The 19,352-nt window shown below is 43.7% G+C and carries 20 protein-coding genes; 9 read left to right on the plus strand and 11 right to left on the minus strand.

The features are described 5' to 3' along the window. Positions 1-41: 41 nt before the first annotated feature. Positions 42-716: a C40 family peptidase gene (locus tag ABHN01_RS22295; RefSeq protein ID WP_429877352.1), complete on the minus strand. Its 675-nt coding sequence runs from the start codon at positions 714-716 to the stop codon at positions 42-44. Between the two features lie 533 nt (positions 717-1,249). Between ABHN01_RS22295 and ABHN01_RS22300 the strand changes: the two genes are divergently transcribed. Then, positions 1,250-1,912 (plus strand): phosphatase PAP2 family protein, encoded by a 663-nt coding sequence (locus tag ABHN01_RS22300; protein WP_429877353.1) that lies wholly within the window; start codon positions 1,250-1,252, stop codon positions 1,910-1,912. Between the two features lie 47 nt (positions 1,913-1,959). Here ABHN01_RS22300 and ABHN01_RS22305 read toward each other — a convergent pair whose 3' ends face one another. Beyond that, positions 1,960-2,466, minus strand: coding sequence for a TraR/DksA C4-type zinc finger protein (locus ABHN01_RS22305; protein ID WP_429877354.1), 507 nt, complete (start codon positions 2,464-2,466; stop codon positions 1,960-1,962). A 135-nt stretch (positions 2,467-2,601) separates the two neighbouring features. On the opposite strand from ABHN01_RS22305, the gene ABHN01_RS22310 reads away from it, so the two are divergent. Continuing rightward, complete coding sequence (locus ABHN01_RS22310; RefSeq protein WP_429877355.1) at positions 2,602-3,060, plus strand: hypothetical protein; 459 nt, start codon at positions 2,602-2,604, stop codon at positions 3,058-3,060. Here the strand turns inward: ABHN01_RS22310 and ABHN01_RS22315 are convergent. The 3 genes from ABHN01_RS22315 to ABHN01_RS22325 form a co-directional block, all read right to left on the minus strand. Then, on the minus strand, positions 3,054-3,995 hold the full coding sequence (locus ABHN01_RS22315) for a formate/nitrite transporter family protein (protein ID WP_429877356.1): 942 nt from the start codon (positions 3,993-3,995) through the stop codon (positions 3,054-3,056). The two genes, ABHN01_RS22310 and ABHN01_RS22315, sit on opposite strands and share 7 nt — an antisense overlap. 761 nt (positions 3,996-4,756) lie before the next feature. Next, positions 4,757-5,083, minus strand: a complete 327-nt coding sequence (locus ABHN01_RS22320; RefSeq protein ID WP_429877357.1) for an ArsR/SmtB family transcription factor — start codon at positions 5,081-5,083, stop codon at positions 4,757-4,759. Positions 5,084-5,126: 43 nt separating this feature from the next. Continuing rightward, positions 5,127-5,513, minus strand: a complete 387-nt coding sequence (locus tag ABHN01_RS22325; protein ID WP_429877358.1) for a hypothetical protein — start codon at positions 5,511-5,513, stop codon at positions 5,127-5,129. A 210-nt stretch (positions 5,514-5,723) separates the two neighbouring features. Here ABHN01_RS22325 and ABHN01_RS22330 point away from each other — a divergent pair, with 210 nt between their 5' ends. The 3 genes from ABHN01_RS22330 to ABHN01_RS22340 are packed head-to-tail and all read left to right on the plus strand — an operon-like array spanning position 5,724 to position 8,420. Next, positions 5,724-6,539 carry an SGNH/GDSL hydrolase family protein gene (locus tag ABHN01_RS22330; RefSeq protein ID WP_429877359.1) on the plus strand — a complete coding sequence of 272 codons (816 nt, stop codon included), beginning with the start codon at positions 5,724-5,726 and terminating at the stop codon, positions 6,537-6,539. Continuing rightward, positions 6,536-7,447 carry an ABC transporter ATP-binding protein gene (locus ABHN01_RS22335; protein ID WP_290401761.1) on the plus strand — a complete coding sequence of 304 codons (912 nt, stop codon included), beginning with the start codon at positions 6,536-6,538 and terminating at the stop codon, positions 7,445-7,447. The genes ABHN01_RS22330 and ABHN01_RS22335 overlap by 4 nt, the downstream gene beginning before the upstream one ends. Beyond that, a complete protein-coding gene (locus ABHN01_RS22340) occupies positions 7,440-8,420 on the plus strand; it encodes an ABC transporter permease (RefSeq protein ID WP_429877360.1) in 981 nt (326 codons plus the stop codon). The genes ABHN01_RS22335 and ABHN01_RS22340 overlap by 8 nt, the downstream gene beginning before the upstream one ends. A gap of 55 nt (positions 8,421-8,475) precedes the next feature. On the opposite strand, the gene ABHN01_RS22345 is transcribed toward ABHN01_RS22340, so the two are convergent. Then, entirely contained in the window at positions 8,476-9,174 is a 699-nt protein-coding gene (locus ABHN01_RS22345; RefSeq protein WP_429877361.1) for a TerC family protein, read from the minus strand. 299 nt (positions 9,175-9,473) lie between these two features. On the opposite strand from ABHN01_RS22345, the gene ABHN01_RS22350 reads away from it, so the two are divergent. The 3 genes from ABHN01_RS22350 to ABHN01_RS22360 all read left to right on the plus strand — a co-directional run bounded on the left by ABHN01_RS22350 (position 9,474) and on the right by ABHN01_RS22360 (position 12,611). Then, the gene (locus ABHN01_RS22350; RefSeq protein WP_290401764.1) at positions 9,474-10,295 is read left to right on the plus strand and encodes a YihY/virulence factor BrkB family protein; all 822 of its coding nucleotides are present in this window, start codon (positions 9,474-9,476) and stop codon (positions 10,293-10,295) included. A 103-nt stretch (positions 10,296-10,398) separates the two neighbouring features. Continuing rightward, the gene (gene ytvI, locus ABHN01_RS22355) at positions 10,399-11,430 is read left to right on the plus strand and encodes a sporulation integral membrane protein YtvI (RefSeq protein WP_429877362.1); all 1,032 of its coding nucleotides are present in this window, start codon (positions 10,399-10,401) and stop codon (positions 11,428-11,430) included. A gap of 164 nt (positions 11,431-11,594) precedes the next feature. Further along, positions 11,595-12,611: an acyltransferase family protein gene (locus ABHN01_RS22360; RefSeq protein ID WP_429877363.1), complete on the plus strand. Its 1,017-nt coding sequence runs from the start codon at positions 11,595-11,597 to the stop codon at positions 12,609-12,611. Positions 12,612-12,652: 41 nt separating this feature from the next. Here the strand turns inward: ABHN01_RS22360 and hutG are convergent, their stop codons facing one another. The 5 genes from hutG to hutP all read right to left on the minus strand — a co-directional run bounded on the left by hutG (position 12,653) and on the right by hutP (position 18,652). Beyond that, on the minus strand, positions 12,653-13,609 hold the full coding sequence (gene hutG / locus ABHN01_RS22365; protein WP_429877364.1) for a formimidoylglutamase: 957 nt from the start codon (positions 13,607-13,609) through the stop codon (positions 12,653-12,655). Next, positions 13,602-14,858: an imidazolonepropionase gene (hutI, locus tag ABHN01_RS22370; RefSeq protein ID WP_429877365.1), complete on the minus strand. Its 1,257-nt coding sequence runs from the start codon at positions 14,856-14,858 to the stop codon at positions 13,602-13,604. Before hutI ends, hutG begins: the two co-directional genes overlap by 8 nt. Positions 14,859-14,868: 10 nt before the next feature. After that, positions 14,869-16,530 carry a urocanate hydratase gene (gene hutU, locus ABHN01_RS22375; RefSeq protein ID WP_429877366.1) on the minus strand — a complete coding sequence of 554 codons (1,662 nt, stop codon included), beginning with the start codon at positions 16,528-16,530 and terminating at the stop codon, positions 14,869-14,871. 14 nt (positions 16,531-16,544) lie between these two features. Then, positions 16,545-18,077 (minus strand): histidine ammonia-lyase, encoded by a 1,533-nt coding sequence (gene hutH, locus ABHN01_RS22380; RefSeq protein WP_429877367.1) that lies wholly within the window; start codon positions 18,075-18,077, stop codon positions 16,545-16,547. Between the two features lie 140 nt (positions 18,078-18,217). Beyond that, positions 18,218-18,652: a hut operon transcriptional regulator HutP gene (gene hutP, locus ABHN01_RS22385; protein ID WP_290401771.1), complete on the minus strand. Its 435-nt coding sequence runs from the start codon at positions 18,650-18,652 to the stop codon at positions 18,218-18,220. A gap of 181 nt (positions 18,653-18,833) precedes the next feature. Here hutP and ABHN01_RS22390 point away from each other — a divergent pair, with 181 nt between their 5' ends. Next, positions 18,834-19,295: a hypothetical protein gene (locus tag ABHN01_RS22390; protein ID WP_429877368.1), complete on the plus strand. Its 462-nt coding sequence runs from the start codon at positions 18,834-18,836 to the stop codon at positions 19,293-19,295. The last annotated feature ends 57 nt before the right edge of the window (positions 19,296-19,352 follow it).

Here is a 19,352-nt window from a genome sequence, read left to right on the forward strand (position 1 = left end):
AAATTTGGGGTGCAGTTCAAAAACCGGCCTGTTTATTATTGTTATATTTTTTTAGCACCTAGGAACTTCGGAGCCCAATAAGGATTTTTCATGGATGCGATGCTTACTCCTTTAGATGATGAGCTGTGAATAAATTTATGGTTGCCGATATAGATCCCGGCATGAGAAGCTCCTCGTTTGTAGGTTTGGAAGAAAACTACATCTCCAGCTTTTGGAGTACTGACAGATGTACCTCTTAAATAGATGCCGGAAACAGTTCTTGGCAAATCAACTCCTGCTGATTTATCGAATACATAGTTAATATACCCGCTGCAGTCAAAACCTTTAGGTGTTGTCCCGCCCCAGCGGTAAGGAACACCCATGTATTGTTTTGCTGTGCTGATCAAGCGTGTAGAGCTGTATGATGCGCTGCTTTTGGATTTAGACGGTGTTTTAACCCCTAATGCTTTAAACGTGTTTTTACCAGCTACTCCATCTGCTTTCAATTTTTTTGCTTTTTGAAACTTTTTTACAGCGTTTTTCGTATATGTACCATAGTAAGCAGTTGTCTTTTTATATGTGAAATATCCTTTTTTCTTAAGGACAGATTGTAATTGTTGTACGTCTTTACTGGTCATACCTTGTTTTAAAGTGTGATCGCCAAGCGCTGCTTTACCTACGATCGGATTGAACGCCATCATTCCTACTAGTGCCGCTGCCGCTACCAATTTTTTCAAAGCATGTATCCCCCTAAAATCTGTATTACCAATGTTGGTATTTGTTTCCTTGCTAACTTACTTAGATTCTACCAACAAAATATGACATGAGTATTTTAGGAAGATTACAGATATATTACAAATTAATAGAATTCCCGATTTTTTATGACATTAAACCTAATGAATTCCATATTTTTTGTCAAAATAAGCTAATTTCAGTAAATGCATTTGTAACCAACCGACTACCCAATGCGCTATCCAATGTCTAAATACCCATAACTCAAGACCTGTTTCGAATAAACTGATCAATGAAGAGGTTCGATCCCTTCAATTTTAGGGAAGTATAATGCAGAGATAGACTGCCTTAAAATATTTGTCATTAAAAAAAGGATGCCGCAATCCTTTCCGTACGTTATGATAAGCAAGTGCTAACTATTTTTTGTCATAAATATTACAGGGTTATTAACAAGAACCGCCACAACTTTTACAATTATCATGGTATAATATGGTAGTTATTCGATTTGAATGGTAATGAATTGAAGGAGCAATGACTATTGAGTAAATTAAAATCCCATATTCTTCCCTTGAGTTTAATGCTATCTATTCCTCTTCTGCATACTTTCTATGAACTGCTGAACAACGGCGAACGGGGAGCAAGGAGTCTTATGACATCATTTGACCAGCAGATTCCTTTTATCGAAGCTTTTATCATTCCTTATGTTTTTTGGTACCTATTTATTTTTGGCATGCTGTTTTACTTTTTCATCGTTGACAGATCTCTATATTTCAAGACGCTGTTAAGTCTGACGATCGGCATGGTTGTCTGTTATGTTATCTATTTCTACTTTCAAACAACCGTACCGAGGCCCGCCCTGCATGGAACCGGGGTTCTTACGAATGTGATCCGCTACATCTATTCAGCAGATGAACCATTCAATTGCTTTCCTAGTATTCACGTGCTCAGCAGTTATTTGATGGTCATAGCCATGAGGCACTGCAAAACTAGAACAACTGCTGCATATTTCGGGGTCAGCATTGTAGGATATTTGATCATTCTATCGACCCTTTTCGTAAAGCAGCACGTCGTCCTTGATGCCTTTGCCGGAATTCTTCTTGGCAACATCCTGTTTAATACGATCTATTACTTTAAACCTATAATGGCATACGCCACGAACAAACGTTATTCCAAGAATAAAAAAGCAGCCGAGCCCCGATAGCGGACCAGGCTGCTTTTTCGTATCGTCTTTCTCCTCACGAAGAGAGGTCAGGCGTCCTCTCCTTTATCAGAAGCATTTCCGTGTGTTTCCATCATTTCATCGACTGATTGCATTCTGCTGTCTTCGAACTTTCCTTCGGCCTTTCTGACAAAAGAAGGTTCCCCGATTTCAAAATCGTCCGTTTTTCCTTCTTCATCAGCCTTTTCCTGTGCCTGTACGGTTCGTTTTGCATACGGAAGGGCTTTTAGTCTTTCGTAAGATATCTCCTCTCCCGTGTCCATGCACTTTCCATAGGTGCCTTCCTCAATTCGTTGGAGCGCTTCGTTAACCTCTTCAAGAATTTCCTCCTGATTTTCATCAAGCGCCATTGCCATCTCGCGGTCATTTAGCTCACTCCCCATATCACCAAAGTGGTTATCGTATGAGCTGATCTCCCCGGTAGATTCTTGCAGGCTGTCTTCGTTCTCCCTCAGCTCCTGCTGTTTTTGAAGCTGCTCTTTCATCTTGATCAGATTCTGTTCTAGTTCGCTGACTTGTTGTTTGGATAAGCTCATGATGTTCCTCCTCCTACATGATTGTGGTTAGTATTTACCCTCTTTTCATTGAAATAACACACACAATCCTTTTATTGGACAGACATATTCTAAATTTTCAATAAATAAGAATAGTGTGGAAGGAGTTGATTGCCTATGGAGGATTACAATGATCAGCAGGAAACGGAAGAAAGAAACTGGGGACATATGCACAACCTCTGTAAGAAGCATTTGTATTTCCACGTTATTGTCACCATGAACGACGGCAAGAAAACGGAAGGGATCATAACCAATGTGGATGGCCAGAACCTCCATATGATGGTTCCTCAGGATATTCAGCAGCAACAGGCTGGGCAAGGAAGCCAGCAAGGCATGCAAGCGATGCAGGGACAACAGGGGACTCTGGGAAGAGAGGATAATGAAGAGGAGAGGATATGGTTTGGGAGGCCATGGTTTGGAAGAAGGTTTTTTCCAGGCATATTTCCACTTGCCTCAGTGGCTGCACTTTCACTCTATCCTTATTACTATCCGTACCCTTATTACCCTTATCCACCGTATCCTTATTACCCTTATCCACCGTATCCTTATTACCCTTATCCTTATCCATATTATTGACGGCCAGCTGGATCTCCAGCTGGTTCTGCTTTGGGCAATTCGTCCTTGTTTTCCATTTCATCAATCGCCTCTTCTTCCTCCTTCAAAACGCCATCATCTATTTCTTCTTTATAAGCGTAGGATAGGAGCAGTGAGACGAGTATGCCGCCGCCGATCAAATTGCCGATGCTAGCAGGAACCAGGTTAAGCAGAATAAACTTATACCAGCTGATGTCAAACCCTTCAAGGACCGTTATACTGAAATAACCCATGTTGGCCACAGCATGCTGAAAGTTTCCTGCTTCAAAAATGATAACAGGCAGAGCAATACCGAGAATTTTCCCCACTACATCTCGCGCAGCAGTAGCCAGGACCGCCGCAGCCCCGATTAGCCAGTTTGCCAGGATTCCTGAAAAAAGAACCTGAAACCAGCCCCAAGTTCCTCTATGTGTAAACTCCATTTTCTTCTCCATAAACATAAGTAAGTGATCATAGAAATCACCGTGCAAAGATGCTGAAAAATTTAAAAGAAAACCGACAAACAGAGCTCCCACGAAATTTCCAATGTAACAGATGAGCCAAAATGACAGCAGTTTTTTACTGATCCAATACTTGCTCTGCATGATATAACTGGGCAGGAGAATGTTTACTTCTGTAAATAATATGGAACCGGACAAAAAGACCATTGCATAGCCGATCATAAATCCAATGCCAGCCATTAGATTCATAATGCCTGCCGTATCAATTTCCATTGTCAGCAATACTGAACCAAGGGCTCCAAAAGCAATAAAAGCACCTGCCAGACTGGAGAGAATAAATTGAGCCATATAGGTGGTCTGCAGGGATTCTTTTCCTTTTTTAATAAACGTTTCGACGATTTGGGCAGGGAAGTAATACTGTCTTTCAGGGTATTTTTGCGCGGATTTAGAATGTGTCTTTCCTGATGGATTTCTCATTGCCGGCCTCCATTTCTTTAACTTACTTTCCCTTCATTACCCTCTCGTCAAACGGTGATTTTTATACAAAAATAAGGCGCTGTTTATGTAAATGAACATAAACGTGCGCCTTATTTAAAATACTTGCTATTCACTTGTTGATTTTCCTTTCTTTACTTAAAACACATGCCTAGCACTACTTGCAGACTTGCATCTTTCAGTTTATTTTTTCCTTTTTGGTTTCCCGCATGCCCACATGATGCGAAAATAGTTTTCACGGACTATTTCCTTATGCTCCATGATTCTAGCATGCTTCGCTTACGCTAGTCATTGGAACCACGTCCTCTGAAATTTTAGTGTTTCCATTTTGGTTTCCCACATGTCCACATATCTCAAAACCAGTTTTCACGGGCTGATTTTTTACTGGATATGATTCTGACATGCTTCGCTTACATTTTTCATTGGAATCACGCCTTTAAGAGGTTATTTTGAAAAGCTGCTGCTTGGCAGACTCTGAAGAACCCGCATGCTCCACCTATTGTACAACTTGATAGGTTTGTTTAGCATGCTTCGCTAACATCCTTCATTGGAATCTACTCCCTTCTCTTGTTACGTTTATAATACTGTATGTAAATATTAATTAAAATATTCAGAATAATCTATTTTATCTAATTTTAGGGATTTTTGCTTGCTTCTGCCTTTAAGAACAGGTTTTCTTTTAAAATTCCTGCTTTTTTCTTCAAATCTCAACAAAAAATATATAAAATCTTCACAAAATCTGGCTAGTCATGGCTCGCATGATGGATGGCCTGTTTAAGCAGGTCAATCACATGTTCATCGTCCATGGAATAAAACAAGGTGGTCCCTGAACGCCGGAACTTTACAAGGCGCAGGTTCTTCAGAAACCGTAACTGGTGGGAGACCGTAGATTGCAGAAGAGACAGAGCCTCTGTTATTTCGTTCACACTGCATTCTTTTTGGGAGAGCAGATGCAGAATCCGGATTCTGGTAGGGTCTGAGAGAGCTTTAAATGTTTGCGAGACAATAAAAAGCGTTTCATCGTCCAGCTGTGTGTTTTCTCCTAATTGATGTTCACGATTTAAATCCATCAGTAATCCCCCTTTTTACACTCATGTTATCGATCATACCTAATCAGGGCGTGCTGGTCAAAAGATTGAACGAACGCGTAAAAGGAAGCCCGCCAAAGCTGTACGAAACGGTGATTTTTTTTACAGGTACACCGTGTAAAATACGAATTTGCCTTTCTCCCCCAGAGTCTAGGGTTAACTTTCTAATTGAAATAAATTGATCGGATGACCTGTAAGCAGCTTCAGCAGGCACTTCATTATTATTCACATAAAAGGATTGCACCTTGATTGAAGCCCATCCTTCGTTCTTTACATTAATCCATGTTTCATTGGGGGATGCCTTAAGCCCACCCCCTATGGATAATGGTGGATTCAGGCTGATAAACAAATAGATGGCTGTGGCGATCATAGCTATTAATGCCATCAGTCTGAATTGATATGTTGTTTTCATCATTCACCACCCGGCTCTTCCCTTATCACTGTTCATCTTTCTATTCTCTCTTATATCATTAGCCGTCTGCTCTTTTTTATGACGGCAGCTTAACAAGGGCAGATGGATGGCATCAATAGAAAGAAATGAAGGAAAACATATGCAAAATAGTAAGAGATTTTTAGTTTCTCTGCTATGCTTTATGTAATTAGTATTTGAAAGGATGGTCTTGTGAAAAAAAAAGGTCTGTCTCTCATCACAGCTCTTTCCATTCTATCAGCTTTTCTATGGCTTGCGGGGCTTGCCTGGGTCATACAGGACCAGTTTTTTTCCGCTGGCAGCCACAGTATGGACACCGTTAAGCCAGACAGGGATCAAACTCCCTCCATACCATCGGATGAAAAGAGCAAGAAACTGCATATTGCAGCATTAGGCGATTCCTTGACAAGGGGAACAGGCGACCCTGACGGGAAGGGATACATCGGTTACTTAAAGCAAGAGTTAGCAAAGAAAACAAAAAAAGAGATTGAACTTTCCAATTCTGCTATAAAAGGACAAACTTCAAAGCAGCTTCTTGATCAGGTCAGCCAGCAGCAGATCAAACGCCAGATTAAAGGCGCTGATATCATCCTGCTTACGATTGGTGGCAATGATTTATTCCGCGGCGGACAAGCTCTTCAGCAGCTGAATTCACAGGCCATCAATCAAACAGAAGAAGCTTACTTGAACAACCTGAAGGAACTGTACAAAGAGATTCGTTCGCTGAACAAGACCGGGACAATCTATCATGTAGGGCTCTACAACCCATTCAGTGATATGGAGGATTCTAAAAAAACGTCCAGCATTGTCCGGAAATGGAACTATGATTCAGCGAACGCCGCGGCTGCTTTTCCAAACATTATTTATGTCCCCACGTTTGATCTTTTTGAACTTCATGTGAATGAATATCTCTTCAGTGACCATTTTCATCCGAATAAAGAAGGTTATCAATTAATCGGAGAGCGGGCTGCCTCCCTCATTCATTTCAGCGAGGAGGAAAAGAAATGAGCAGATCACCTGCACTTTCCGTTAAAAACCTGCGTAAATCCATCGGCAAGAAAGAAATCATCAAAGGATTGTCCTTTGAACTATATCCCGGTGAAGTATTTGGCTTTCTTGGGCCTAACGGGGCCGGTAAAACAACCACGATCCGAATGCTTGTGGGGCTGATCAAGCCCACATCAGGATCTGTACATATCGGGGGCAAGAACGTACAGACAGAGTTCGGTGAAGCGATGAAAGATTTGGGCTGCATCGTTGAAAATCCTGAACTTTATCCTTATTTAACAGGTTGGGAGAACCTGGAGCATTTCGCCAGAATGGATTCCTCCATCCCCGAGAGCAGGCTTAAAGAAGTCGTCGATCTCGTAGATATGGGCAACAGAATACATGACAGAGTAAGCACCTACTCATTAGGGATGAGACAGCGTCTAGGTATAGCCCAGGCCCTGCTTGGCCATCCGAAACTTCTCATACTGGACGAACCAACCAACGGGTTAGATCCCGCAGGCATTCGGGAAATGAGAGAATTTATCCGTTTCCTGGCTGAAAAGGAGAAACTGTGTGTGATGGTTTCCTCCCACCTGCTTAGCGAGATTCAGCTCATGTGTGACCGGGTAGCGATTATCTCGAAGGGGAGCATCATCCGGATTGACACAGTAGAAGCATTATTGTCTGAACAGGAACGGGTAGTCTGGAATGCTGAACCACTGGATCAAGCAAAGCACCTGCTGGGGAAAGTGACAAAGGTGTCGGAAATGGAAGGCAAGCTCATCACTTTATACGATGAGGATCAAATCGGCAATTGGAACAGGCTGCTTGTTAATGCAGGAATCGAAGTAAAAGAAATGAGAACGAAACTCCCTGCCCTTGAAGATCTTTTTTTAGAACTTACAGGAGGAGAGCATATTGACTAAACTTGTTCATAATGAATTGCTGAAGCTCTTTAGAAAGAAACGGCTGTTCGTCATTATACTCATTGTAGCAGCCCTTGTTCCCCTTTTTACGTACGCTCAATACCAGCAGGCAAAAACCACACAGGAGAAACTCGGGAATGCCGATTGGCGCACGAAGCTTCAGCAGGAGATTGTAGACACACAGAACCGTCTTAGTTCAAGCCGGCTTCAGGACGACTGGAGAAAATATTTAAAAATACGGTTGGCCCAGCAGCAATACTATCTAGACCATGACATTAATCCACAGGCTCCAGGCGCTCCTACATTCATGAGAGTTTTCGTTGAAAATTCAATAACTTTGCTCTTGCCGCTGCTTGTTATGGTGGCGGCAGCGGATCTTGTTTCCTCCGAAGCAAGCGGGGGAACCATTAAGCTCCTCCTCACCCGGCCGGTAAAAAGGTGGAAGATTTTATTGAGCAAATATATTGCTCTCCTATTATCAGTATCGTTTATCGTAACCGCTGTGGCCTTCCTTTCTTACACCATATCTGGTGTGGTCTTCGGCTATGGCGGATGGGATATGCCGCTGCTGACAGGATTTAGTACAAAAGGTGAAGAATTGCTGACGGACAACGTTCATCTTATTCCTCAATGGCAGTATGTACTCATGGAATTCGGGCTCGTATGGTTTGTTTGCCTCGTCGTCGGCACATTGACCTTTATGCTGTCCGTACTGCTCAGGAGTACAGCCGCTGTCATGGGAATCATGCTCGCAGCCTTGATCGCCGGTGCTATTCTGTCGAACATGGTATCCTCATGGGAGAGCGCCAAGTATTTATTTATGGTGAACTTGGCTCTGACCGATTATATCAGCGGTATGGCCACTCCTATCGAAGGGATGACTCTCGGCTTTTCGTTAAGTGTCCTGCTTGCTTGGGCCGCTGGCGGAGTCATCATCGCCTTCGCTGTCTTTACGAAAAGGGATGTGTATTAATCCTTAAAAAAAAACAAAAAAGCTGCAGCAGAATTATTCTGCTGCAGCTTTTCTCTTAAATTCCCCGTTCAGGTGAATCAGTTGTCTTCTTTTTGTTCGCTTCGGAACGTTTTTTCGCTAATCCGATCAGAACGACCGCGGCAATGATAATAATTTCAAATCCATATTTAATGAACGGATTGCTGAAATAGTCTTTTAGGAAAGGTTCCCCAACAATCATTTTTGCAGCTGTCCACGCGAGAATTGCAGCTCCGATCGTAATTATAAATGGGAACTTGTCAATAAGCTTCAAAAATAGAGTACTTCCCCAAACGACAATCGGCACGGAAATAAGTAATCCAAGGACAACCAGCAGGAAGTCGCCATGAGCAGCTCCCGCAACGGCGAGTACATTGTCCAGACCCATTACGGCATCTGCAATAATGATCGTCCTGATTGCCGCCCAGATACTGTCCTGAGCTTTAATATCATGATCTTTCTCCTCTATCATAAGCTTATAGGCGATATAGATCAGAATGAGTCCTCCGGCAAGAAGCAGTCCCGGTACTTTAAGCAGCCATACAACCGCCAGCGTAGCAACGGCACGAATGATGACAGCCCCTACCGTACCCCAGATAATCACTTTCGTTTGCTGCTCTTTTTTTAAGTTTCTTGCTGCCATTCCGATCACAATCGCATTATCGCCTGCCAAGACCAAGTCGATAATGACGATGGATAAGAGGGCAGAAAAGAATTCAGCTGTAAAAAAATCCATGTAATACATTCCTCCTCAGGTACCTTGCTGTACACAATAAAAACATATAATTGCAACGGGCCCTTACTCCAATTTATCATTTCTTAAAAAGCTCGGAGACATGCACATAACATTCTCCTAAAATCTCAGGACTGGCTTGTTCACCTCTTTCTAAAAGCTCTTTAAGACTGATTGCTCATCTATAGGTATACGATTGACATGAAAGAAGGTTTCAATCATTTTTAAATTTTAAGAGGCAGGCTGTCTCGATCGAAGAAACAAAGGGAATACTGCAGCTAACGGTTAAAAAGGAGTTAGTTATGATTGTATTTTTAAAAGAACTTAAGCTGCGTTTTTTTGAAGATAAAGTGTTTGATCTCTCTGCACAGCTAGCTTACTATTTTTTTGTTTCACTCTTTCCCTTTTCATTTTTAATCTTCACAATTTTAGGATTCCTTCCTATTTCATCTGCTGCCGTGCTAGAGATCATCCGCCCGTTCGCTCCCGTTCAGGCTTTTCACCTGCTGGAGTATAATCTGATCTCAGTACTCGATCAGAATAGAAGCGATATTTTTTCCATCAGTATTGTGATTACCATCTGGCTGTCCTCTATCGGAATTCTTGCCATCATCCGTGTGTCCAACCAAGCTTATCATGTAATCGAAAACCGGCCTTTTATAAGAGAGCTCTTCCTCGGCATCCTTTTAACCTTAGGCCTTGTTCTGGCTATAGTTACTTCCTTGCTGCTGCCGGTATTCGGCAATTCGATCGGTATTTTTCTGGCGAACAGGCTCGGCTATGACCATCCGGCTTTTCATCTGTGGAACACGACCCGCTGGACCTTAAGCTTCGTTATTCTGATGGTGATGTTTGTGTCTCTCTACCTCATCGCTCCGAACATCCGACTGAAGCTTAAGAACGTCTTGCCGGGGGCATTCTTCTCCACGATCGGCTGGCAGCTGATCTCGATCGGTTTTTCGTATTATGTTACTCTTTTCGATTATCGCCAGATCTATGGCAACCTTGGCGCATTGCTCACCCTGATGATCTGGTTCTATCTCTCAGCCATGATTCTTATTCTTGGCGGGCAGATTAACGCGGCCTTGCTTACGATTCATAAGAGAAAGGCAGAACAAAGATAATTTTCTGTCGAAAGGGTATAACAGGATTGACTTTTTCTCTGTTCCATATAATGATTTAAGATATATAATAAAAGTTATTCTACATAGAGGATGATGGCCTGAAATGTCGTTAAAAAATGTAATCATTATTGGTTTGATTCTGGCTGGGGTAATCTTTCTGATCCCATACAGCATTCCATTAATATTAGCTCTTGTGACCGCTCTTGTGCTGGACCCGGCAATCAAATTCTTCATAAGAAATTTTAAGATGAAGCGTTTATTGTCTGTAACCATCACTTTTATATTATTCCTGGCAGGATTTGGACTTTTGTCATATTGGCTGACCACCACACTGGTCGTCCAGACCATCGAATTCCTGTCATTGATTCCGACATACGCTGTTAAAGTGTTCGGTCTGATTGAAAAAGATTTATACAGAGCTGAAAGGCTGTACGCTTCGCTGCCTCCCGAAGTCATCTCGACGGTACAGAATGCTTTGAACGGCTTCAAGACATTTGCTGGAAGCTTTGCGACTAAGCTGACCAATGGTATTATCGCCATTATCGCTTCCATTCCCCAGCTGCTGATTTATCTCATCATTTATTTGGTCGCTGTGTTTTTAATCTCTCTTGATCTGCCGCGGCTCTTCGCTAATTTTCTCAATCTGTTTACGACATCGGCAAGAGAGAAAGTTGAGCTCGTTTTTACACAGCTTTCAAGAGCGACTGTAGGTTTTATTCGTGCCCAGATCATCCTAAGCTTTATCACATATGTTCTTGCCTTGATCGGCTTATTGATCCTAGATGTTAAGTATGCTGTACTGATCGCCCTTTTTGTCGTATTGGTGGATATCCTGCCGATACTGGGTACCGGATCGTTTATTGTTCCGTGGGCCATCTATAACTTTGTCGTCAATAACGATTTTCTTGCCATCGGCCTGATGATCATGTTTGCTGTTCTTACCATCATACGGCGCATCATTGAACCTAAAATACTGGGTTCAAGCCTTGGGATTTCCGCTTTGGCGGCATTGATCAGCCTTTACCTCGGATTCCAGATCCTTGGATTTGTTGGCCTTATTGTCGGACCTGCCCTTGTGATCATCTATGAAGCGCTCCGTAGTGCCGGTTTTGTTAAGATTAAAATCGATTTTTAAGCAGATCCTTCCATTCAGGACAAAAGTACAAACCTTGGTTTGTACTTTTTTTATTTGTAGGTTAGATATCCTATCATTTATGGGAATTATAGAACTAGCTACAGAAAAAGGGACGAACACAACGAATAATTATGTTTGCATGTCTTTTAGATCTTGGAGGAATTATGGCGACTGAAGTAAAAGAACGCGATTATTATTTCGACAACGCAAGATTCATATTAATTTTTTTGGTAGTGTTTGGACATTTCATTTCTCCGATCAAAGACCAAAACGATTGGCTCTATACCGTTTATAACTTTATCTATACTTTTCATATGCCGGCCTTTATCCTAATATCCGGTTTTTTCACAAAGGGAGTGCTCAAGGACGGATATTTATCAAAGATCTTCAGAAAAGTTCTTGTACCTTATATTGTGTTCCAGTTAATCTATTCTTTTTACTATTATGATCTTTATAATAAAAGTGAAATAAAGCTTAACTTTTTTGACCCGCATTGGGCGATGTGGTTTTTATTAAGCTTGGTATTCTGGAATATCCTTTTAAAAGTATTTGTAAAAATTAAATATCCTTTGATCCTTGCCATTGGAATTGGAGTTGCTGTAGGCTACATTACCGATATTGGCACCTATTTAAGCCTTCTGAGGACCTTCGTCTTTTTCCCTGTATTCCTGCTTGGGCATTATTTAACAAAAAGGGATTTTAAACAGATTTTAAAACCATCGGTCCGGATTGGTTCGAGTGTGTTTCTCGTATTGATGTTCCTCGCTTATCATTTCCTAATCCCGGACCATGCCAAGGACTGGCTGTTATCGTCATCCTCTTATGCTGAAATTCTTGGTCATAATGAATGGTATGGCGGGGTGATCAGGCTGGGGCTCTATGCCGTAATGTTCCTGGCCACCTTCAGTTTCTTGGCGATTATTCCAAAGCGGAAATTTTTCTTTACGGAATTCGGGGAAAGAACGTTATATATTTATTTGCTTCATGGTTTCGTTTTAAAATATTTATTTACAACAGATTTGTTTTCATCCATCGAGAAAAATAACTATTTCGTGATGCTTCTCGTTCTTGCTGTTATCATTACAATGTTTCTTGCCAGTAAACCGGTCATCGCTCTCGCCCAGCCGCTCATTGAACTGCGCTGGACAAAGCTAAACCGAATGCTGAGGAAAGATGAATAAAAAAACCATCTCGGATAAAAACCCGAGATGGTTTTTTTGTGTTACGGCTTGGATGTTCGAAACAGTAAGAACTGAAGAATTAGATAGGACGCAAGCCGGCTGGTCATGTCCCTGAAATCAATGGCGGGATCAATTTCGACGATATCCATGCCTCTTACTGCCCGATGAGAGGAGAGAAATTGAATGGCCGCGATCAGCGTATCGCTATTCATTCCCCCAGGGCCGATAGCAGGGCATCCCGGTGCGAAGGCCTGATCAAGCACATCCATATCTACCGAAACATAAACGGCAGAAACCTTTGATTGCAGCTGTTGAATACTTTCCTCAAGTATGCCGAGGATACCCCGCGCATTCACTTCGCTCATCGGATAGACCGTTATGCCTTGTTCTTTTGCATAATCTCGATAGGTCTTTCCATTTGAAAAATCACGCAGTCCAATTTGGATCAAGTGGTCCCCATTGATCTTCTTCCGTTCCAATAAGTTACGAAAGGGGGTGCCGTTTGAAGGTCCACCGTCCTCCAGATTACGCAGGTCGTGGTGGGCATCAAATTGAATGATGCCCACCGGGCCATGTACATTGCAAAAGGCTGCAATGCTGCTGGCGCTGATGGAATGGTCTCCTCCCAGTATGATTGGGGTCATCCCAGGATTCTTCTTAAGCACTTCCTCCATCACTTGTTCCAATCTGGTTTGAGTTTCTTTGAGATCGGTAACATGCGGTGTAATATCACCAAAGTCTGTGATGGGTGCGAATTGCAGATCGACTTCTCTTTCAATGCTGTAGGTTGTGAAAGAATTCATCATTTTCCTGATTACTTCCGGCGCCGCTGAAGCCCCTGAGTGGGAAATCGAGGTCTTTGACAGCGGCATCCCGATCAGGCCTATTCCGCTTACCGGTTCTCCATCCCATTCCTGGAGCAGCTCCACAGCTTTTGTAATGCCCCGGTCAATGAACTTTGGTTTTCCGGAAGGTTTTAGATATTCGATATCATGCATAAGCGGGCTTCCTTTCTTCCGCCTTCTTTCCTTTCTTCCATACGGTATTTACATGGTTTACACCGTAATGGTAGGGAAGATACTGATAATTTGGGACATCCCACAGAACAAGATCGGCCCATCTTCCCGTTTCGATAGCGCCTGCTTCGCTTCCTCTGCCGATGGCATACGCGGCGTTGACTGTGACAGCATTCCAAATTTCTTCAGGCTTCATTTTTAAGCGTAAAGCCGCCAAATTCATGATGAATTGAAGATTCTCAGTCGGTGAGCTGCCTGGATTAAAATCGGTAGACAGTGCAACGGTTCCACCGGCCTCAATGATGCTTCTTGCGGGAGCATAGCTGTCTTTACCGAGATAGAACGTGGTACCTGGAAGAAGAACGGCAATCGTTTCGGAAGCTGCAAGCATTTTTATTCCTTCTTCCGAGACGCCGACCAGATGATCAGCAGTAATGGCTCCGATCTCACAAGCCATTTCAGTTCCTCCAAGAGGATCGATCTCATCAGCATGAATCTTCACATTAAACCCAAGGTCTTTGGCTCTCTCAAGAAATCGTCGGGATTGTTCAACTGTGAAAACTCCTGTTTCGCAAAAAATATCGACAAATTCAGCCAGCCCTTCTTCTTTAATCTGCGGAAGAACATCCAACATGCTCTCCAAGAATTTTTCGGGCTTATCCTTATATTCAGCTGGAACGGCATGAGCCCCGAGGAATGTGGAAACAAGATCGATATCGTGGGCTTCATTCAGCCGTTTAGCTACCCTCAGCTGTTTTAGTTCTGTCTCACGATCCAGCCCATATCCGCTTTTGGCTTCCATCGTTGTCACACCTAAACGCAAGCTCCGATTGAGATGAAACCATCCTTTTTGAAAGAGTTCTTCTTCGCTCGTATTCTTTGTTGCATTTACAGTAGATAGAATGCCGCCCCCTTGTGCAAGTATCTCTAAATAGGAAACTCCCTGCTGTTTCAAGGCCATCTCATGTTCGCGGGAGCCCCCAAATACGAGATGTGTATGCGGATCGACCAGGCCAGGAGTTACAATCTTGCCTTTACAATCTATGATTTCTTTCGCATCTAAACCCTTTACTTCCTCGGTTGTGCCTACAAAAGCAATTTTCCCGTCCTTGATACCGATAGCACCGTTTTCGACCACAGGAAGGACGGCCATATCCTTGCCTCGTTTTGGTCCGCCCGATGCCTGAACAGCCAGAAGCTGATCAATCGAAGTCAATAATGTATCCAGCATTTTATCCCTCCTATTCTTCCAACATCGGGATTTGTACTCCCTTTTCCTTGGCTGTTTTTTTTGCCAGCTCATATCCTGCATCCGCATGCCGTACAATTCCCATTCCAGGATCTGAAGTAAGCACCCTTTCGAGTCTTCTTGCTGCTTCCTCTGTGCCATCCGCAACGATGACCATCCCGCTGTGAAGAGAATAGCCCATTCCGACTCCTCCGCCGTGATGGAGGGATACCCAGCTCGCGCCATTCACCGAGTTGATGAGGGCATTTAAAATCGGCCAGTCTGCTACAGCATCGCTTCCATCGAGCATGCTCTCGGTCTCCCGGTTAGGAGAGGCAACAGAGCCGCAGTCCAGGTGGTCACGCCCAATGACAATCGGCGCTGACAATTCACCTTTAGACACCATTTCATTGATAATCCGTCCGAACTTCGCCCGTTCACCGTATCCGAGCCAGCAGATTCTGGAAGGAAGCCCCTGGAACTGAATTTTTTCTCTCGCCATCTTAATCCAATTGCATAGATGCTCGTTATCGGAAAACTCTCTTAGAATGACCTCGTCCGTTCTATAAATGTCCTCAGGATCTCCGGAAAGAGCCACCCATCTGAATGGGCCTTTCCCTTCACAGAACAGGGGACGGATAAAAGCAGGAACAAAGCCCGGGAACTTGAAGGCATCTTTTACTCCTTCATCGAACGCGACCTGGCGGATATTGTTTCCATAATCGAACACAACGGCTCCCTTAGCCTGCAGATCGAGCATCGCCTGAACATGCACCGCCATGCTTTCCTTCGCTTTTTTAATATACGTAACCGGATCCTCCGCTCTCATTCTTGCACCTTCCTCCATGGACATCCCAGCAGGAAGATACCCATTAAGCGGATCATGAGCAGATGTCTGATCTGTCACTAGGTGCGGAATTTCATTTCTTTCTGAGAGCTGGGGCAATAATTCAGCAGCATTGCCAAGCAAACCGATGGAAAGCGGCTTCTCTTGGGCCATCGCCTCTTTTGCCAATGACAATGCCTCATCCAAATCCTTGGCAAGCACGTCACAATATCTTGTTTCCATTCTTCGCTGAATTCGTGTAAGGTCACATTCAATCGCGATGACAACTCCGCCGTTCATCGTAACGGCCAGCGGCTGTGCACCGCCCATACCTCCGAGACCTGCTGTTACGGTCAGCGTTCCTTTTAAAGAATGGTTAAAATGCTTGCGTGCTGCTTCAGCAAAAGTTTCATAGGTTCCTTGTAAGATTCCCTGGGTTCCAATATAGATCCAGCTTCCTGCAGTCATCTGTCCGTACATCATCAACCCTCGTTTTTCCAGATCGCGGAACGTTTCCCAATTGGCCCAGGCTGGAACGAGGTTGGAGTTTGCGAGCAGCACCCTTGGTGCATCCGGATGAGATTTAAATACTGCAACCGGCTTGCCTGATTGGATCAAGAGTGTTTCATCACTCTCCAGTTTTTTAAGGGATTCCACAATGCTTTCATAGCTCTCCCAGTTTCTCGCCGCTTTTCCTATCCCTCCATACACAACCAGCTCTTCCGGCTTTTCCGCCACTTCTGCATCCAGATTATTCATGAGCATCCTCAGCGCCGCTTCTTGAACCCAGCCTTTCGTGTTTAATTGGTTTCCACGCGGAGCCGAAATTTTTTGAATGGTATTTGACATGGTTATTCCTCCTCTTAGCGTTGCATTTCTTTTGAATTTTTCTTTTTGTTTTCCAGAAGTGCGTCCCAACGAACTTCTTTTAGCCATTCATTCATCCGTTCGATATCAACTGCAAAAATTCTGTCAGACGTGATAGGCGGACAAACCTCAACAGCCTGATCATAGATTTTGCGGGTTGCAGGTGCAAGGAGATCTATCCCTCTGTAGTGTACAGCTTGAAGAGCACATATCATTTCTATGGCAAACACTCTTCTAACATTGCCGATGATTTGATAAGCATGCCTTGCTCCGATCGTTCCCATGCTTACATGGTCCTCCTGATTTGCTGAAGATGGAATGGAATCTACACTTGCGGGATGGGCAAGCGTTTTGTTCTCAGAAACCAAGGAAGCCGCACAATATTGCATAATCATTGCACCGGATTCCAGGCCAGGGTTTGCGCTGAGGAAGGCCGGCAGATCACTGAGCTGAGGATTTACCATCCGTTCGATTCTCCGTTCTGAAATGTTGGCGAACTCGGCCATCGCGATGCTGAGAAAATCCATGGCAAGTGCAATGGGCTGCCCATGAAAATTGCCGCCGGAAATGACCTTTCTTCCTTCATCAAAAATAAGCGGGTTGTCAGTGGCTGCGTTAATCTCAATCTCGAGCTTATCTTTTACATAACCTAATGCCTGCCATGATGCACCATGAACTTGCGGAATACAGCGGATGGAATAAGCATCCTGTACTCGTACTTCTCCCTGCCGTGTCGTCAGACGGCTCCCGTCCAAGTAGGAAAGGATGCGCTCGGCGACTGCTGTCTGCTCTTTAAAACCGCGTGCCAGATGAATGTCTTTGTCAAAAGCGTCTGTGATGGCTGTTAATCCTTCCATCGTTAACGCAGCGATGGCTTCTGATTGGCTTGCAAGCTGTTCTGCTTCTAAATAGGCGGCCACTCCCTGAGCCGTCATTGCCTGTGTGCCATTAATCAGGGCCAGGCCTTCTTTAGCTGTAAGTGTGAGCGGCAAGATCTCTTCCTGCAGCAGCGCTTCCATCGCCTTCATTCTCTTTCCTCGGTACCACACTTCCCCTTCACCAATCAAAACAAGAGCCAGATGGGACAGAGGTGCAAGGTCACCGCTTGCTCCCAGCGATCCTTGCTGGGGGATAACCGGATGGATCTGGCAGTTTACAAGTTTTATCAGATTTTCTACAACAGCAGGCCTTACTCCCGAGAATCCTTTTAAAAGGGCGTTGGCACGCAATACCACCATCAGACGGCTTACGTTTTCTGGAAATGGTTCCCCGACTCCGCATGCATGGCTTCTTATTAAATTTAATTGCAATTTTTCTGTGTCCTCCGGAGCGATATAAACATCGCTCAGCTTTCCGAATCCTGTCGTTATTCCATAAATGACTTTCCCATTTTCTACAATCTCTTCAACCGCTCTTCGGCTTTCTTTTACTCTTTTTAAACTTTCCTCACAGGCGGTCACGATTTCCTTGGTATCCAAAATCCTTTTTGCCTCTTCTAAAGTTAATGTATGACCTGTCAAAACGACCATGCGTCATCCTTCTCCCTCTTGAATTTTGTTAATAAAACGCAGAAAGAGGCTGCATTTAAAGAACAGCAAAAAATACCTGTTCCTTGAAATGCAGCCCCCTAAATGTTCACTAATCACTATGGGCTATCCCCAATATTCGTTTAAATATGATTGATTCCGAGTCCGATGGCTTCGTGTTCCAGGCCTTTGACCGGGGCACCGATCGTCCCGTATAAAGCCACTGCAATCCATTCTCCCTCTTCCGGCTGCTCGTATGGCGTCCCCCTGACAATAGCAAATCGCAAACCCACTGTCCTAAGAACCGTACCAAGCTGAACCTGGCCGCGGGTAACACCATGAAGCGCTTCCATAATGGCATGATATAACGCATGGGTTTCCCGATACACCCCGCCGTTGATCACTTGGTTTTTCTTTGCAGCCGTTTCGATCGCTGCCACTACTTTGTTTGATTCCATGGAACCGACTTTACCCGTGCAATGGAACCATCCTAGTTCTTCCACCTTCGGTTGATGAGATTCATCCAATACATAAAGCATGGCAAGCTTTCCGATTAACTTTTGTTCTGAAAGAGACATCTTATCCACTACTTTCGCGGCTTTCCCTAATAACTGTTCACTACACTCAGTTTATGCCTTTCTGAATTGTTCGTCAATTCCCTTTCAACAACTTATCACTTTATCGAGGCAGTATGGCAGATGTATAAACTAGCAATCTACCGGGCAAGCTGTACTTATCAATCAATGAAAGAGAGTGGTAGTGTTGATTAATGTTCAAAAAGAAATTGTACATGCCACCATGAAAAGGCCGCCCGTAAAAAATGAGAACAGCCATGATTTCTTCATCGGCTATGATGAACAAGATACGCCTTTCCTTCTTTTACCCACAACGCCTGGGCTGCTCCTTGACGACGAATGCTACGGCATTTCATTTCAGCGGGATGCCTGTAATCCGTACAAATACCATTTAGATACTCACATTGTGCCTGTAAACTTGAACAGTATCCGTATGTTTATCGACCATCTCGCCTTCTTCTTCGGTCCAGACCATAACATGCTGAACTGCTACCTTGAAAGCAGCAGCTATCAGGCCTATGTGAGCTGGAGCAACAAGAAGCAAGAAGAAGTGATCCGGGAGACATTGCTGAAGTATGGTGCAGTTTCTTCTGTAGATGAGAAAAAGAAATACAGTGAATTGTTGGCCCAGCTTTTAAAAAATTAAATATCTTCTGGAAAAGTTATCTATTGAGCCAGCCATTGACAATACCGCCATTCGACA

It is taken from the genome of Fictibacillus sp. NRS-1165 (genome assembly GCF_050468105.1).
GTDB classification, from domain to species: Bacteria; Bacillota; Bacilli; order Bacillales; family Fictibacillaceae; genus Fictibacillus_C; species Fictibacillus_C terrinigri.

What these genes read in the sequence shown, in the direction of transcription:
- ABHN01_RS22345 (WP_429877361.1), bottom strand. Translation starts at nt 9,174, where the DNA reads ATGGATTTTTTTACAGCTGAATTCTTTTCTGCCCTCTTATCCATCGTC.
- ABHN01_RS22305 (WP_429877354.1), bottom strand. Translation starts at nt 2,466, where the DNA reads ATGAGCTTATCCAAACAACAAGTCAGCGAACTAGAACAGAATCTGATC.
- hutP (WP_290401771.1), bottom strand. Translation starts at nt 18,652, where the DNA reads ATGTCTCTTTCAGAACAAAAGTTAATCGGAAAGCTTGCCATGCTTTAT.
- hutH (WP_429877367.1), bottom strand. Translation starts at nt 18,077, where the DNA reads ATGGTCGTTTTGACAGGTCATACATTAACTTTAGAAGAGGCAAAAAGG.
- ABHN01_RS22350 (WP_290401764.1), top strand. Translation starts at nt 9,474, where the DNA reads ATGATTGTATTTTTAAAAGAACTTAAGCTGCGTTTTTTTGAAGATAAA.
- ABHN01_RS22360 (WP_429877363.1), top strand. Translation starts at nt 11,595, where the DNA reads ATGGCGACTGAAGTAAAAGAACGCGATTATTATTTCGACAACGCAAGA.
- ABHN01_RS22320 (WP_429877357.1), bottom strand. Translation starts at nt 5,083, where the DNA reads ATGGATTTAAATCGTGAACATCAATTAGGAGAAAACACACAGCTGGAC.
- hutU (WP_429877366.1), bottom strand. Translation starts at nt 16,530, where the DNA reads ATGTCAAATACCATTCAAAAAATTTCGGCTCCGCGTGGAAACCAATTA.
- hutG (WP_429877364.1), bottom strand. Translation starts at nt 13,609, where the DNA reads ATGCATGATATCGAATATCTAAAACCTTCCGGAAAACCAAAGTTCATT.
- ABHN01_RS22335 (WP_290401761.1), top strand. Translation starts at nt 6,536, where the DNA reads ATGAGCAGATCACCTGCACTTTCCGTTAAAAACCTGCGTAAATCCATC.
- ABHN01_RS22310 (WP_429877355.1), top strand. Translation starts at nt 2,602, where the DNA reads ATGGAGGATTACAATGATCAGCAGGAAACGGAAGAAAGAAACTGGGGA.
- hutI (WP_429877365.1), bottom strand. Translation starts at nt 14,858, where the DNA reads ATGCTGGATACATTATTGACTTCGATTGATCAGCTTCTGGCTGTTCAG.
- ytvI (WP_429877362.1), top strand. Translation starts at nt 10,399, where the DNA reads ATGTCGTTAAAAAATGTAATCATTATTGGTTTGATTCTGGCTGGGGTA.
- ABHN01_RS22325 (WP_429877358.1), bottom strand. Translation starts at nt 5,513, where the DNA reads ATGAAAACAACATATCAATTCAGACTGATGGCATTAATAGCTATGATC.
- ABHN01_RS22315 (WP_429877356.1), bottom strand. Translation starts at nt 3,995, where the DNA reads ATGAGAAATCCATCAGGAAAGACACATTCTAAATCCGCGCAAAAATAC.